The following is a 14,445-nucleotide window of genomic DNA, read 5'->3' on the forward strand; positions in this document are numbered from 1 at the left end:
TTGAGCACAACCCTCGCCGTCCCCTCCGCGCGTCGGCGCGACCTGAGCCCCTGGAGCCCGTGATGCCTGCCTCGCCTGCTGGACCCGCCTCGCCCGCAGCCTCGGGGTCGCCCGCTGCGGCCGAGGGCTCGCGCCCGCTCACGCGCACCGAGCGCCTCGACCGGCTGCCCTTCACCCGCAAGCACGGCCGGCTGCTCGCAGGCTCGGGCGTCGGCTGGGCCCTCGACGCGATGGACGTCGGCCTCATCTCCTTCGTGCTGACCGCCCTGGCCAAGCAGTGGCACCTGACGCCGACCGAGGTGTCCTGGATCGCGTCGATCGGGTCGCTGGGCATGGCCGTCGGCGCGACCCTCGGCGGGCTGCTCGCCGACCGGATCGGCCGCCGCCAGGTCTTCGCCCTCACCCTGCTCGTCTACGGCCTGGCGACCGGCGCCTCGGCGCTCGCCGGCAGCGTGGCCGTGCTGATGGCGCTGCGTTTCGTCGTCGGGCTGGGCCTCGGGTCCGAGCTGCCCGTCGCGTCCACGCTCATCTCGGAGTACTCCCCGGCCCACATCCGCGGCCGCGTCGTGGTCGGGCTGGAGTCCTTCTGGGCGCTGGGGTGGATCCTAGCGGCGCTGATCGGCTACTTCGTGATCCCGGGCAGCGCCGACGGGTGGCGCTGGGCGATGGCGCTCGGCGTCGTGCCCGCCCTCTACGCCCTGGTCGTCCGGGCGACCCTGCCGGAGTCGGTGCGCTTCCTGGAGTCCAAGGGGCGCCATGCCGAGGCGGAGCGCGCGGTGCGCAGCTTCGAGGAGCCCGCGGGGGTGCCGGCCCCGGACCACGCACCGGACGCCGTGATCGAGGCGCCGGTCGCGCCGACCGGGCCGGTGCCCGGGCTGTGGAGCCTGCGCTACCGGGTGCGCACGGCCGCCCTCTGGGTGGTGTGGTTCTGCGTCAACTTCTCCTACTACGGCGCCTTCATCTGGCTGCCGTCGCTGCTCTTCGCCCAGGGCTTCGGGATGGTGAAGTCCTTCGAGTACACCCTGTGGATCACCCTCGCCCAGCTGCCGGGCTACGCCGTGTCGGCGTGGCTCATCGAGGTGTGGGGGCGGCGCGCCACCCTGACCACCTTCCTGATCGGGTCGGCCTGCGCGGCAGGGGCTTTCGGCATGGCGTCGTCGGTGCCGGCCATCATCGCCGCGGGGTGCGCGCTGTCCTTCTTCAACCTCGGCGCGTGGGGCGCGCTCTACGCCGTCACGCCCGAGATCTACCCGACGGTGATGCGGGCGACCGGGTCCGGCGCGGCGGCCGGGTTCGGGCGGATCGCGTCGATCCTCGCGCCGCTGGCGGTCCCTCCCCTCAAGGCGGCGGGTGGGACGGGCCTGGTCTTCACGACCTTCGCGGTGGCCTTCGCGATCGCGGCGTTCGCCGGCCTCGCGCTCCCGGAGCTCAAGGGCCGCGACCTCGAGGAGCTCTGACCCCGACGGGGTGGCCACCTGAGGTGGGGCCTCAGAGGGGGACGCCGACCTGGCGCCTCACCTCGTCCAGGACGCTCATGATCGCGACCGTCTCGTCCAGCGGCAGCAGGGGCGACTCCGGCGCGCCCTGCGCCACGAGACCGGCGAAGTGGGCGGCCTCGTAGCACAACCCCTGGTGGCCGGTCACGACCGGCGCCGGCCCCTCCACCACGTCGCCGTCACGGGACACCAGCCGCACCCGCCCGGGCTGGTAGAAGTCGCCGTCCAGCTCCACCCGCGCCCGCGACCCCGAGACCGACGCGATGGTGGGCGTCTTGGCGGCGAGCGTGGTCGACAGCACGGCGTGGGCGGCCGGCTCCCGGTCGAACCCGTCGAGGATCAGCGACACCTGCCGCTCCACCCCGGTGAACGCGGTCGTCCCCACCGCCGTGACCCGACCCGGCAGCCCCAGCAGGCCCAGGGCGAAGCTGACCGGGTAGATGCCGAGGTCCAGCAGCGACCCGCCCGCCAGCTCGGGGGCGAACAACCGCGACGACCGGTCCTGCTCGAACCACTGCCCGTGGTCGGCCAGCACCGTCTCGACCTCGCCGAGCACCCCGTCCGCGAGCAGCTGCCGGATCACGTCCGACTGGGGCAGGAACCGCGTCCACATGGCTTCCATGCAGGTCACGCCGGCGGCGCGGGCCGCGTCCACGACCTCCTGCGCCTGCGCCGCGGTCCGGGTGAACGCCTTCTCGACCAGCACGTGCTTGCCCCCGGCGATGGCGAGCAGCGCGTGCTCGTGGTGCTCGCTGTGCGGGGACGCCACGTAGACGGCGTCGACCTGGGGGTCGGCGGCCACCGCGGCATACGAGTCGTATGCCGTCGCGCCCCCCACCTCGGCGGCATACGCCTCGGCGCGCTCCTGCGACCTGGACCCGACGGCGACGATGCGGCTGCGGGTGTGCGTGTGCAGCCCGTCGGCGAAGGCGCGGGCGATGCCGCCGGGGCCGATGACGCCCCAGCGCAGCGGGGGCGCCTCGGCGGGGTCGGGGATCCGGCTGGTGGGCAGGGCGGTCGGGAAGTCGCTCACCCGGCCGAGCCTAGGCGAGGATGGGGCCGTGGTGGAGTCCTACCTGACGGTGGCCGACGCGGTGGAGGCGGAGGTCGAGGCGAGGCGGTCGCGGTTCCTGGCGCGGCTGGAGCCGGTGTCGTCGGAGGCGGACGCGCGGGCCGTGGTCGAGGCGGCGCGGACGGCGCACTGGGACGCGCGGCACCACTGCTCGGCGTTCGTGCTGGGGCCGGACGCGATGACCGAGCGGTCCTCCGACGACGGCGAGCCCGCGGGGACCGCCGGGTCGCCGATGCTCGAGGTGCTGCGCGGCCGCGGGCTGACGGACGTGGTGTGCGTGGTGACGCGGTGGTTCGGCGGGACGCTGCTCGGGACCGGCGGTCTGATCCGGGCGTACGGCGACGCGGTGCGCGCGGCCTGCGACGCCGCCGTGGTGGTGGAGCGGCGGCTCTTGCTGCGGGTCTCGCTCGACGTCGACCACGCCGACGCGGGGCGCGTGGAGGCGGCGCTGCGGTCTCGCGGGGTGCAGGTGGCCGGCACGGACTACGGCGCTCGGGCGACGCTGCGGCTGGACGTGTCGCCGGACGAGCGGGAGCGGCTCCGCGAGGTGGTGGCCGAGCTCACCGGGGGAGCGGGGGTCCTCGTCGACGGCCCCTCCCACTGGTCCTACCGGGGGTAGCGGGATCGACCGGCCGTCCTTCCCCAGGCTGATGCTGCTACCGCCGGCGGGTCTGCTACCCCGCGGATCCGCTACCCCCGGCGGGTCCGCAGCCAGCGGGCCAGCACCGGCGCCAGCGCCAGGATCGCGAGCAGCCGCGCCAGCTGCACGGCGAAGACATAGGTCGGCTCGGCGCCGCTGTCGGCGGCCGTCGCCAGCACGGCGAAGAGCCCACCCGGCGTCGTCGCGAGATAGGTCGTGAGCGGGTCGACCCCGGTCACCCACGACAGCACCCAGCCCAGCGCGCCGCACAGCACCAGCAGCGCCGCGATCAGCACCAGACCGGCGGGCAGCATCCGCCCGATCGCCCGCACGCTGTCCCGGGTGAACTTCACCCCGACCTGCAGCCCGATCGCCAGCATCGCCAGCGCCACGAGCAGACCCGGTGTGCGCACCACCCCCAGCCCGCCCCACAGCGCGATCGCGCCGGCGACAGCGAGCGGCCCGATCAGCGTGAACGTCGACACCGGCACCAGCCGCGCCAGCGCGAGCCCCACGACCACCGACACCGCCACGAACCCCAGCGAGGCACCGAGCCCCGCCCTCGCGCCCCCGGCAGCGACCGCCTGCCCCGTCTGCGGGTGGAACGCCAGGCCCACCACGAGCGGCAACGTGACCAGCACGAGCAGCACCCGGAGGTACTGCAGGATCGACACCACCCGGGCGTCCGCGCCCAGCTCGTCCGCGATCGAGGTGATGCCGGACGCCCCGCCCGCCGCCATCGAGAACAGCCCGGTGGCCAGCGAGATCGGGTGCAGACGCGCCAGTATGGCGCCCGCGAGCAGGCTCAGCAGCAGCGTCACCACGGTGACGACGAGCACGGACGGCCAGTCGGCGGCGATCTGGCGCAGCGCGGCGAGGGTCACCGTCTCGCCGATGGTCACCCCGACGAGGGCCTGCGCCACGACCATGCCCCAGCGGGGCAGCTCGGGGGGCCGTGGCGACCCGAAGGCCAGCACGGCGCCCGCCGCCAGCCCGCCGAAGAGCGACGGCGAGGGCAGGGCCAGCAGCGCGAGGCACACCCAGACGGCGGCTCCGACGGCCACCCCGGCGGCGAGCACGCGGGCGGGTGGGGTGATCACCCTGGCACCCTAGAGCGGTGCCGCCTCCCGTGAGGCAGCGGCTCGGGTGCCGACCATCACTCGCCGCACCCGCCGCCCCCACGCCGCCACCACCTCAACGCCCTGAACGGCGTTCAGGTAGGCTGCGCACCATGTCCACCCCGGCCACCCGCACCCCCTCGCGCCCCGCCCCCGCCGGCCGCGCCCTGACCGCCCGCGACCTCGCCCTCGTCGCGGCCTTCTGCGCGCTGATCGTCGCGCTGGTCCCCGTCAAGGTCCCGGTCGGTGGCGCCGCCCCGATCGTCTTGCAGAACCTCGGGATCATGCTCGCCGGGGCGGTCCTCGGCGCCCGCCGCGGCTTCCTCGCCGTGCTGCTCTTCGTGGTGCTCGCCGTCGCTGGGCTGCCGGTCCTCGCGAGCGGGGTGCGCGGCCTGGCGATCTTCACCGGCCCCACCGTGGGGTTCGTGGTCGGCTACCCGCTGGTGGCGCTCGTGATCGGCCTGGTGGTGCAGCGGTTCTCGCCGCGACCGCACGTCGCCGCGACGATCGCCGCGTGCCTCCTCGGCGGCATCGTCGTGTCCTACGCGCTCGGCATCCCCGGGATGGCCTGGCGCTCGGCCAAGCTCGACCTCGCGGGCGCGGCGGCGTTCTCGGCGACCTTCCTGCCCGGTGACCTGGTCAAGGCGGTCGTGGCGGGCGTCGTCGCGAGCGCCGTCCACACCGCGATCCCCGACCTGCTCGGCCCGGCGCGCCGCCGCTGACCGGCGCCTCGTCAGGCAGCAGGCGCCCGGCATACGGCTCATGCCCACCATCCGCATCGACCAGGTCGCGCACTCCTTCGGCGAGCGCCGCGTCCTGGAGCACGTCGACCTCACGATCACCGAGCCGCGCGTGGGCATCATCGGCGCCAACGGCTGCGGCAAGTCGACTCTGGCGCGCATGCTCAACGGCCTCGTCCAGCCCACCGAGGGCCGGGTCACCGTCGACGGGCTCGACCCCGCGCGGGAGGGCGCCGCGGTGCGCCGCAGGGTCGGTTTCACCTTCCCCGACCCGGAGGCGCAGATCGTCATGCCGACGGTCCGGGAGGACGTGGAGTTCTCGCTGCGTCGCCGACGCGACCTGACCGCCGAGGGCAAGCGGCGGCTGGTCGACGAGGTCCTCGCCCGCTACGCCCTGGCCGACCATGCCGACCACCCGGCCCACCAGCTCTCCTCCGGCCAGAAGCAGCTGCTCGCCCTCGCCGCCATCCTCGTCACCCGCCCCGACGTGCTCGTCTGCGACGAACCCACCACCCTGCTCGACCTGCGCCACGCCCACCAGGTCTCCCGGCTCCTCGACACCCTCGACCAGCAGGTCGTGCTCGTCACCCACCACCTGTGGCTGCTCGACGGCTGGGAGCGGGTCGTCCTGATCGACGGGGGCCGCGTCGCGGCCGACGGCCCGGCTGACGAGGTGGTCCCCTTCTACCGCCGGCTCATGCTCGAGGGCGGCTGAGGTGCTCACCGGCGCGTATGCCGACGGCCACACCCTGCTCCACCGGCTCGGCGTCCCGGCCAAGCTGCTGGCGCTCGCGGTGTTCCTGCTCCCCGTGTCCCTGGTCCCGCGCCCCTGGATGACGGCGCTCTCGGCGCTCGTGGTGCTCGCGACCTACCTGCTCCTCGGCATCCCGCTGCGGCTGGCCTGGGGGGAGGTGCGCCCGCTGCGGTGGTTCCTGGTGGTGATGGCGCCGTTCCAGTGGTGGAGCGGCGGGTGGGAGGCGGTGGTGGTGACGCTCGGGGGTTTCGTCGTCGCGGTGGCCGCGGCGGGCCTGGTCACGCTCACCACCCGCGTGTCGGAGATGCTCGACGGGGTGCAGCGACTGGCCCAGCCGCTGCGGCACGTCGGGGTGTCGCCGGAGCGCGTCGCGCTGACCGTCAGCCTGACCCTGCGCAGCATTCCGGTGGTGCGGGAGCTGCTGGCCGACACCCTGGACGCGCGGCGGGCGCGGGGCCTCGACCGCTCGGTCCGGGCGGTGGCCACGCCCCTCGTCATACGCACCGTCCGGCACGCCGAACGCGTGGGTGACGCGCTCGCCGCCCGCGGGGTGGACGACTGATCGGGGCAGCGGGGCCGGGGGAGGCCCGGCCCGGGCGCCCTCGATAGGGTGGAGGTCGCAGAGTCGCGACCGTCATACCTCTCATCCCGCTATCGCAGGAGGACCCTCCCGATGACCATCAAGCGCGTTGCCATGCTGACCGCCGGCGGCTACGCCCCCTGCCTGTCCGCCGCCGTCGGTGACCTGATCGAGCGCTACACGGAGGTGCTGCCCGACGTCGAGCTGATCGGGTACCACCACGGCTACCACGGCGTCCTGGCCGGCAGCTACACGGTCTTCGACGAGGAGACCCGCAAGAACGCGGGCATCCTGCGAGGCTTCGGCGGCAGCCCGATCGGCAACTCCCGCGTCAAGCTCACCAACGCCAAGAACCTCGTCGAGCGCGGCCTGGTCCAGGAGGGCGACAACCCCCTCGAGGTCGCAGCCAACCGCCTCAAGGAGGACGGCGTCGACGTCCTGCACACCATCGGTGGCGACGACACCAACACCACGGCGGCGGACCTCGCGGCCTACCTGCACGACCAGGGTTACGAGCTGACCGTGGTGGGCCTGCCCAAGACGATCGACAACGACATCGTCCCGATCCGTCAGTCGCTCGGCGCGCAGACCGCGGCCCAGCAGGCGTCGCTCTTCGCGCAGAACATCATCGCCGAGCACGGCTCCAACCCGCGGATGCTGATCGTGCACGAGGTCATGGGGCGCAACTGCGGCTGGCTGACCGCTGCGGCGGCGCGCGACTACATGGAGTGGCACGGGCAGCAGACCTGGCTGCCGCAGGCCGGGCTGACGCCCGAGCGCTGGGCCATCCACGGCGTCTACGTCCCCGAGGTCCACATCGACCTGGACGCCGAGGCGGCCCGCCTCAAGGCCGTGATGGACGAGATCGGGTGCGTCAACATCTTCCTGTCCGAGGGCGCCGGCGTCGACGACATCGTCCAGCAGCTCGAGGCGTCCGGCCAGGAGGTCGCCCGCGACCCCTTCGGCCACGTCAAGCTCGACACGATCAACCCGGGCAGCTACTTCGCCAAGGAGTTCGGCGCCAAGATCGAGGCCGAGAAGACCATGGTGCAGAAGTCCGGCTACTTCTCCCGCTCGGCCAAGGCCAACGACGCCGACCTGGCGCTGATCAAGCAGATGTGCGACGTGGCCGTCGAGGCGGCCCAGGCCGGCACCCCCGGCGTCGTCGGGCACGACGAGGAGCGTGGGGACGAGCTGCGCGTCATCGAGTTCCCGCGCATCGCGGGGCACAAGGCGTTCGACGCGTCGCAGGACTGGTTCCAGGGGCTGCTGCGGCAGATCGGCCAGGCCTGACCCCAGCCCCTTTCTCGGGTTGCCCACCCAATCTCGCCTTGTAAGGCGAGACTGGGTGGGCAACCCGAGATCGGTTATCCACAGGGCGGATGGCGCTCGACGGGTTTAGCGCGCGGCACCATCCACAGGTGAGGAGGGGCCCCTAGTCAGGGCCGCGGTTGGCGGGCACCGTGCAGCCATGATCGTCCCGCCCGAGCTCGCCGCTCTCCCCGCCTTCCGCACCGCCGACGCCCGCGCCGTCGGCCTCACCGACCGCGACCTTGCCACGGCGTCCACCGCTCGTGAGATCTGGCAGGTGCGCCGCGGGTGGTGGTCGGCCAGGGCACCGAAGTGGCCCACCGAGCGCCACCTCGTCCGCACCTACGCCGAGGCCGCAGACCGGCCCTACGCCGTGCCGAGCCACTGGTCCGGGGCGGTCGTCGCCGGCGTGCCGGTCCACCAGCCGCAGCTGCAGCGAGTGCACCTGCGCCGCATCGACCGAGGTCGGGCGCAGACCAGACGACACCTGACCCTTCACCTCGGTGTGGAGGGTGCCCCTGTGCGCGAGCTCGCGCTGCCGGGCTCGCTGCCGCGCGAGATGTTCGCGCTGGGCGCCCTGGGGATGGTCGTAGCCGACCTGGCGAGGGTGGCGGTCGAGCTGACGCAGATGTGCCCTGTCTCGGGGCTGATGACCTGCGACTGGCTCCTCCATCGCGGGGTGCTGACCATGGCTGACCTCGAAGGGTGGGAGGAGCGGTTGCGGGGGGAGCAGGGGGCCTATCAGGTGTGGCCGGTGATGAGGCTGGTCGACGGGCTGCGTGAGTCACCCGGAGAGTCCTGGGCGGCCTGGGTCTGCCACGCGCTGGGCTATCGGCTGGAGTCGCAGGTGCAGGTCGTGACCCTGTCGGGGGTGCGCCGTCTCGACCTTGCCCTGGAGGGGGAGTGGGTGGCACTCGAGTACGACGGGCAGGGCAAGTACGCGGAGGGGGACGACGAGGACGGGGTGAACTCGGTGCTGCTGGCGGAGAAGGAGCGCGAGGACGACGTCCGGGACGAGGAGTGGGAGGTCGTGCGCCTCACGAAGCGGCGACTCGCCCGGCCGTGGGAGGTGCAGCAGCGCATCGAGAAGGCGCGTCGTCGAGCCCGGATCCGGCACGGGACGGCCCGCCGCCCGCCGCGGGGTGGCTGACCCCACCCCCCTCCCAATCTCAGGTTGCCTACGCCATCTCGCCCTACAAGGCGAGATGGCGTAGGCAACCTGAGCTTGAGTAAGTAGGGTGACTGTGTAGACAGACTGACTAGGTAGGGATACTGTCTAGGGATGGCGCACCAACCCTGGCCCAGCGAGTGGCTCCGCGGACTCCTCACCCTGGCGGTCCTGCGCGTCCTCGGTGACGGGCCGACCTACGGCTATGCCATCGCCACGACACTCGAGCAGCACGGTTTCGGGGCGATCAAGGGCGGCACGCTCTACCCGTTGCTCAGCCGACTCGAAGCGGCCGGTCACGTCACCACCGAGTGGTGCCAGGGGGAGTCCGGCCCGGGCCGCAAGTACTTCCAGCTCACCGCTGCCGGGTCTGCCGAGCTCGACCAGCAACGCACCTTGTGGCGTGAGTTCGCTACGCACACAACGACATTCATCTCCGAGGGGGAGTAGTGAGGACCATGGACAAGCGCGACCGACGATGGATCGACGAGATGGTGGTGGAGCTGCGTCTGCAGGACATCAAGGGCGGGGTGATCGGCGATGCGGTCACCTCGGTCGAGACGCACCTCGCCGAGAGCGGGGAGTCGGCGCAGGAGACTTTCGGCGACCCGCGCGAGTATGCCCGCTCGCTGACCTTCACCGAGGCCCAGCGCGAGCGGATGGCTCCAGCGGACTGGGCGATGGCTATCGGTCCCTCCCTCGTCGGTCTTGCGGGGCTGACGCTGAGCACGGCTGCCGTGAGGGCCTACCGCCTGGGCACCGACGTCGCCGTGTCCGTCGGTGAGCTCGCGACGCTGGTGCTGCTCGTCGGCGTCGTGATGCTCGTGGCCCGGCGCCTGCGCCCCATCCTGGAGCGGCCCTTCGTCGGGGTGCTCGCCATCACGGTCGCCGTGGCGGTGATGGCGGCGACCGCGGTCTTGCTGCGCGAGCCCGCCGTGCATCTGCCGCGCGCCCTCGCCGCTGCTGTCGCTGTGGCCCTCTTGGTGGGCGGGGCCATCGTGGCTCAGCGAGTCTCCCCGCGACTGACCGACCCGGTGATCGATCCGCGCGACGGGCGAGACCGCTATGGGTCACCCCGAGGCGAGGCGGCTGGGCGTGCGTTGGCCGGTGCGTCCGGCTGGCTGATCCTGCTCGTCGCAGTGCTGCTCGGCCTGCTGACGTGGTTCACGGCCTGACCGGCTCCCCCTACTCGCGGGTTGCCTACGCCATCTCGCCTTACAAGGCGAGATGGCGTAGGCAACCCGAGAGTAGGTAGGGGTGAGGCGGTGAGCCAGGTGGGGACTCGGCGGCGGTGCTCGCTAGCGTGCTGTCATGAGCAGACTGAGTGCCCGTGGCCAGGTCCCGCCCTTTCACGTCATGGAGGTCATGAAGGTCGCCGCCCGGCGTCAGCTCACGCACGGTGACGTGATCGGGCTGCACGTCGGTCAGCCCAGCACGGGTGCACCTCGGGCCGCGCGGGACGCCGCGATCGCCGCCATCGACGGCCAGGTGCTCGGCTACACCGAGGCCGTGGGGAACCTCGCTCTGCGAGAGGCCATCTGCGAGCACTACGCCGCGGCATACGACCTCGAGGTCCATCCGGGCCAGGTGATCCTCACGACGGGGAGCAGCGGAGGGTTCACGGCGCTGTTCCTCGCGGCCTTCGAGGCCGGTGACGAGGTCGTCGTGACGCGCCCCGGCTACCCGGCCTATCGCAACACCCTGGAGGCCCTGGGCTGTCGCGTCGTGGACCTCGACTGCGGCCCCGAGACGGCCTACCAGCCTACCGTGGTGATGCTCGAGGCGCTCCCGACGCCGCCGGCCGGCCTGATCCTGGCGAGCCCCGCCAACCCCACGGGCACGGTCGTGCCCGCCGACGAGCTCGCCGCGATCGCTCGCTGGTGCGCTGAGCATGATTGTCTGTTGGCGAGTGATGAGATCTATCACGGGATCTCGTATGCCGGCGCGCACCCGACCACGGCGTGGAGCACCTCCCGCGCGGCCGCCGTCGTCGGCAGCTTCTCCAAGTACTTCTCCATGACCGGCTGGCGGCTCGGCTGGATGCTGCTGCCCGACCACCTGTTGCGGCCGGTCGAGCTGCTGCTGGGCAACCTCAACCTGTGCCCGCCCGCCGTCAGCCAGGCCGCCGCCGTCGGGGCGCTCACGCTGGCCGCGCAGGTCGAGCTGCGTTCGCACGTCGAGCGTTACGCCCACAACCGGGACCTCGTGCTGCAGCGGCTGCCGGAGCTCGGCGTGCACGACCAGGTGCCGCCGTCGGGGGCGTTCTACGCCTGGTGCGACATCGCCCACCTGACCGACGACTCGGTCGCCTGGTGCACGGCGGTCATGGATCGCACCGGCGTCGCCCTCACCCCGGGGGTGGACTTCGCTCCCAGCCGACCGGGCGGCGACCCGGCGCTGGACGGCAGCCACTTCGTGCGGATCTCCTACGCCGGCAGCGCGGCCGACGTCACCGAGGGCTTCGACCGGCTGGCTGCCTACGTCGCCGGCGGTCGCTGCTCGTAGGCCGCGGGCCGCTGCTGCACCGCGCGGATCCGCGTCATGTCCATCTTGGGGGAGCGCTCCATCGTGTAGAGCCCGTTCTGCTCCTGGAAGGTGTCGGTGAGCTGGGTGTAGCAGTAGCCCGCGAGGTCAGGGCAACCCAGCAGGACGGTGGTCAACCCCTCGTAGCGGGAGTAGAACTCGCGCAGGTCCCGGACGCGCTGGCCGTAGCCCCACGAGCTCTCGCGGTCCTCCCCGGAGGCGCCGGGCCCGCCCGGCGCCCACCAGATCCCGCCGTACTCCGACATCAGGTAGGGCTGGCCGGCGTAGGCCACCGACCAGTCCTTGCCGGGCAGGTCGGCGAGCGGCTCGCCGGCCGCCAGCCCCTCCATGAGGACCCGGAACCGCCACGGCCGCTGCTCGTAGCAGTGCGCGTCGTAGACGTCGGTCTCGACCACCCGGTGCGACCACCCGGACGCGTCGATGACGGGCCGGGACGGGTCGATCGCCTTGGTGGCCAGGAACATCGCGCGGGTCACGTCGTCCAGCACGGTGATGTCGTCGGTGAGGTCCTGCTCGGTCTCGTTGAGCGGGCACCACCCGATGATCGAGGGGTGGTTGACGTCGCGCTGCAGCACCTCGACCCACTGCGTGACGAAGGACGCTGTCGGAGACTGGATCTCGCCGTGGCCGTCGCGCATCTTGGCGCCCCAGTCGCCGAACTCTCCCCACACGAGGTAGCCCAGCCGGTCGGCGTGGTAGAGGTAGCGCTCCTCGAAGACCTTCTGGTGCAGGCGGGCTCCGTCGAAGCCGGCCGCCAGTCCCAGCCGGATGTCCAGCTCGAGCGCGGCGTCCGACGGCGCCGTCATGAGCGAGTCGGGCCAGTAGCCCTGGTCCAGCACCAGGCGTTGGAAGAGGCGCTCGCCGTTGAGCCGGATCTCGTTGCCGTGCACCGAGATCGACCGCAACCCGGCGTATGACGTCAGCTCGTCGACGACCGCCCCCTCGCGGTCGACCAGCCGCACGAGGAGGCCGTAGAGGTGGGGGTCGGCCGGGGACCACGGGCGGATCTCGCTGTCCGGCAGCGTGACTCGCATCCGCGGCGCGAGGTCGAGGTCGGATCGGGTGGCGGCAGCGGCGATCACGGTGTCGTCCGCCCCGCCATCCGGGCTCGCGGCGGCGTCGCCCACTCCTGCGGCGGCGTCGCCCAGTCCCGCGGCGCGGGTGACCTCGACGACGACCTGACCGCCGGCCAGGTTGGCGCTCAACGGGATCGACACGTCCAGGGCGCCACCGGCGAGGTCGGGCGTGACGTGCAGCCGCCGCACGTGCACCGGCGGCACGGCCTCGAGCCAGACGGTCTGCCAGATGCCGGTGGTGCGGGGGTAGAAGCATCCGGAGGGGGCGTAGCTCGTGGCCTGCTTGCCCCGGGCCTGCGGGCCGCGGCGGGGGTCGCGCGCCCGCACCACGATCTCGACGGTGTCGCCCGGACCGACCCCGGCTCGCGACAGCGGGGCGGAGAAGGGCGTGAAACCGCCACGGTGCCGGGCGATCTCGATGCCGTTGGCCCACACGGTGGCGTCGTGGTCGACGGCGCCGAGGTGCAGCCAGGCGTCCGTCCCTCCCCACGACGCCGGCACCACCACCGTGCGGCGATACCAGACCGCCTCGTGGAAGTCCTCGTCCCCGACGCCGGACGCTGCCGACTCCGGGCAGAACGGCACGAGGATCCGCCCCGACAGCGGGCGGGACAGCAGCCCTCGCTCGTAGCCGCTGTCACCGCGGTCGCTCTCGAACTCCCACTCGCCGTTGAGGTTGAGCCACCGCGCTCGCACGAGCTGCGGCCGCGGGTGCTCGGGACGCGGCACGCCCGACCCGACCCCGACGGACAGGTCCGGCGCGGCCCCCACCGCCGGCTGGGGCGCCGGCCGCAGCGACGGGCGGCGGCGCCATACGGCCTGCTGCGCGCGCCAGGCGAGCCGAGCGAGCCGGGCCGCGGCGCTCACCCGATGGTCCAGGTGTCCTTGCCCCGCAGCAGGGCCTCGAGGTCGTCGTCGCCGGCGGGCCCACCCGCGGCGGTGACGGCCCCGGCGATCTGGCCACGGACCAGGTCGTCGTAGGTGGGCCGGGACACCGAGCGGAAGACGCCCATCGGCACGTGCAGCTGCTCGCCGGAGTCCAGGCGGGACAGGGCGAACGCCTGCGTCGGGTCGTCGGCGCCCGCGTCGTGCACGACGATCCGCGAGGGGTCGGTGACGGAGTCCTCGTGGACGACCTCCAGCGAGCCGGAGTCGGAGCGCACGACGACCTGGTTGGCCCCGGCGCGCACCGGCTGACCGTCCTCCAGGTGCACGAGCCTGGCCGCGGCCTCACCGCGGTCCTTGAGCAGCTGGAAGGCGCCGTCGTTGAAGATCGGGCAGTTCTGGTAGATCTCGACGAAGGCGGTCCCGCGGTGCTCCGCCGCCGCGCGCAGGACCTCGATGAGGTGCTTGCGGTTGGAGTCCATGGTGCGGGCGACGAAGGTCGCGTCGGCGCCGAGGGCGAGCGAGAGCGGGTTGAAGGGCCGGTCCACGGAGCCCGCCGGGGTCGACTTGGTGACCTTGCCGATCTCGGAGGTGGGGGAGTACTGCCCCTTGGTGAGGCCGTAGATCTGGTTGTTGAAGAGCAGGATCGTCATGTTGACGTTGCGGCGCATCGCGTGGATGAGGTGGTTGCCGCCGATCGACAGCCCGTCGCCGTCGCCGGTCACGACCCACACCGACAGGTCGGGACGCGCCGTGACCAGGCCGGTGGCGATCGCCGGGGCGCGCCCGTGGATCGAGTGCATCCCGTAGGTGTCGAGGTAGTACGGGAACCGCGAGGAGCAGCCGATGCCGGAGACGAAGGCGATGTTCTCGCGCTGCAGCCCGAGGTCGGGCAGGAAGGACTGCACGGCGGCGAGCACGGCGTAGTCGCCGCAGCCGGGGCACCAGCGGACCTCCTGGTCGGAGGTGAAGTCCTTCTTGGACTGGGCCGGGGCGCCCTCGTCGAGACGGGGGACGCCGGCCAGGCCGTGGGTGGGTATGCCGAGATCGACGGTCATCGG

General features: G+C 72.8%; 14 protein-coding genes. 10 read left to right on the top strand and 4 right to left on the bottom strand.

Annotated elements, in window-relative coordinates; all coding sequences use genetic code 11:
• Window positions 1-62: 62 nt before the first annotated feature.
• A complete protein-coding gene (locus ADJ73_RS07815) occupies window positions 63-1,457 on the top strand; it encodes an MFS transporter (RefSeq protein ID WP_082176833.1) in 1,395 nt (464 codons plus the stop codon).
• Between the two features lie 31 nt (window positions 1,458-1,488).
• Here ADJ73_RS07815 and ADJ73_RS07820 read toward each other — a convergent pair whose 3' ends face one another.
• A complete protein-coding gene (locus tag ADJ73_RS07820; protein WP_050347810.1) occupies window positions 1,489-2,529 on the bottom strand; it encodes a Gfo/Idh/MocA family protein in 1,041 nt (346 codons plus the stop codon).
• Window positions 2,530-2,557: 28 nt separating this feature from the next.
• On the opposite strand from ADJ73_RS07820, the gene ADJ73_RS07825 reads away from it, so the two are divergent.
• The gene (locus ADJ73_RS07825) at window positions 2,558-3,187 is read left to right on the top strand and encodes a YigZ family protein (RefSeq protein ID WP_050347811.1); all 630 of its coding nucleotides are present in this window, start codon (window positions 2,558-2,560) and stop codon (window positions 3,185-3,187) included.
• Window positions 3,188-3,258: 71 nt separating this feature from the next.
• Here the strand turns inward: ADJ73_RS07825 and ADJ73_RS07830 are convergent, their stop codons facing one another.
• The gene (locus ADJ73_RS07830) at window positions 3,259-4,308 is read right to left on the bottom strand and encodes an AbrB family transcriptional regulator (protein WP_082176835.1); all 1,050 of its coding nucleotides are present in this window, start codon (window positions 4,306-4,308) and stop codon (window positions 3,259-3,261) included.
• Window positions 4,309-4,439: 131 nt separating this feature from the next.
• Between ADJ73_RS07830 and ADJ73_RS07835 the strand changes: the two genes are divergently transcribed.
• From ADJ73_RS07835 to ADJ73_RS07870, 8 genes are all read left to right on the top strand, one after another.
• Window positions 4,440-5,048, top strand: a complete 609-nt coding sequence (locus tag ADJ73_RS07835) for a biotin transporter BioY (protein ID WP_050347812.1) — start codon at window positions 4,440-4,442, stop codon at window positions 5,046-5,048.
• 40 nt (window positions 5,049-5,088) lie between these two features.
• A complete protein-coding gene (locus ADJ73_RS07840; protein ID WP_050347813.1) occupies window positions 5,089-5,781 on the top strand; it encodes an energy-coupling factor ABC transporter ATP-binding protein in 693 nt (230 codons plus the stop codon).
• Window position 5,782: 1 nt separating this feature from the next.
• Window positions 5,783-6,382 (top strand): energy-coupling factor transporter transmembrane component T family protein, encoded by a 600-nt coding sequence (locus ADJ73_RS07845; RefSeq protein WP_050347814.1) that lies wholly within the window; start codon window positions 5,783-5,785, stop codon window positions 6,380-6,382.
• 111 nt (window positions 6,383-6,493) lie between these two features.
• Window positions 6,494-7,693: a pyrophosphate--fructose-6-phosphate 1-phosphotransferase gene (locus ADJ73_RS07850; protein ID WP_050347815.1), complete on the top strand. Its 1,200-nt coding sequence runs from the start codon at window positions 6,494-6,496 to the stop codon at window positions 7,691-7,693.
• Between the two features lie 178 nt (window positions 7,694-7,871).
• Window positions 7,872-8,861 carry a hypothetical protein gene (locus ADJ73_RS07855; protein WP_050347816.1) on the top strand — a complete coding sequence of 330 codons (990 nt, stop codon included), beginning with the start codon at window positions 7,872-7,874 and terminating at the stop codon, window positions 8,859-8,861.
• Window positions 8,862-8,993: 132 nt separating this feature from the next.
• Window positions 8,994-9,329 carry a PadR family transcriptional regulator gene (locus ADJ73_RS07860; protein ID WP_050347817.1) on the top strand — a complete coding sequence of 112 codons (336 nt, stop codon included), beginning with the start codon at window positions 8,994-8,996 and terminating at the stop codon, window positions 9,327-9,329.
• An 8-nt stretch (window positions 9,330-9,337) separates the two neighbouring features.
• Window positions 9,338-10,054, top strand: a complete 717-nt coding sequence (locus ADJ73_RS07865) for a hypothetical protein (RefSeq protein ID WP_050347818.1) — start codon at window positions 9,338-9,340, stop codon at window positions 10,052-10,054.
• Between the two features lie 136 nt (window positions 10,055-10,190).
• Entirely contained in the window at window positions 10,191-11,384 is a 1,194-nt protein-coding gene (locus ADJ73_RS07870; protein ID WP_050347819.1) for an aminotransferase class I/II-fold pyridoxal phosphate-dependent enzyme, read from the top strand.
• Here ADJ73_RS07870 and ADJ73_RS07875 read toward each other — a convergent pair.
• Together ADJ73_RS07875 and ADJ73_RS07880 are read right to left on the bottom strand one after the other, a co-directional pair.
• On the bottom strand, window positions 11,357-13,270 hold the full coding sequence (locus ADJ73_RS07875) for a glycoside hydrolase family 2 protein (RefSeq protein WP_441293947.1): 1,914 nt from the start codon (window positions 13,268-13,270) through the stop codon (window positions 11,357-11,359). The two genes, ADJ73_RS07870 and ADJ73_RS07875, sit on opposite strands and share 28 nt — an antisense overlap.
• A gap of 92 nt (window positions 13,271-13,362) precedes the next feature.
• Window positions 13,363-14,442 carry a 2-oxoacid:ferredoxin oxidoreductase subunit beta gene (locus tag ADJ73_RS07880; protein ID WP_050347820.1) on the bottom strand — a complete coding sequence of 360 codons (1,080 nt, stop codon included), beginning with the start codon at window positions 14,440-14,442 and terminating at the stop codon, window positions 13,363-13,365.
• Window positions 14,443-14,445 lie beyond the last annotated feature (3 nt).

The organism is Arsenicicoccus sp. oral taxon 190, from assembly GCF_001189535.1.
In the GTDB taxonomy this organism is placed as follows: Bacteria; Actinomycetota; Actinomycetes; order Actinomycetales; family Dermatophilaceae; genus Arsenicicoccus.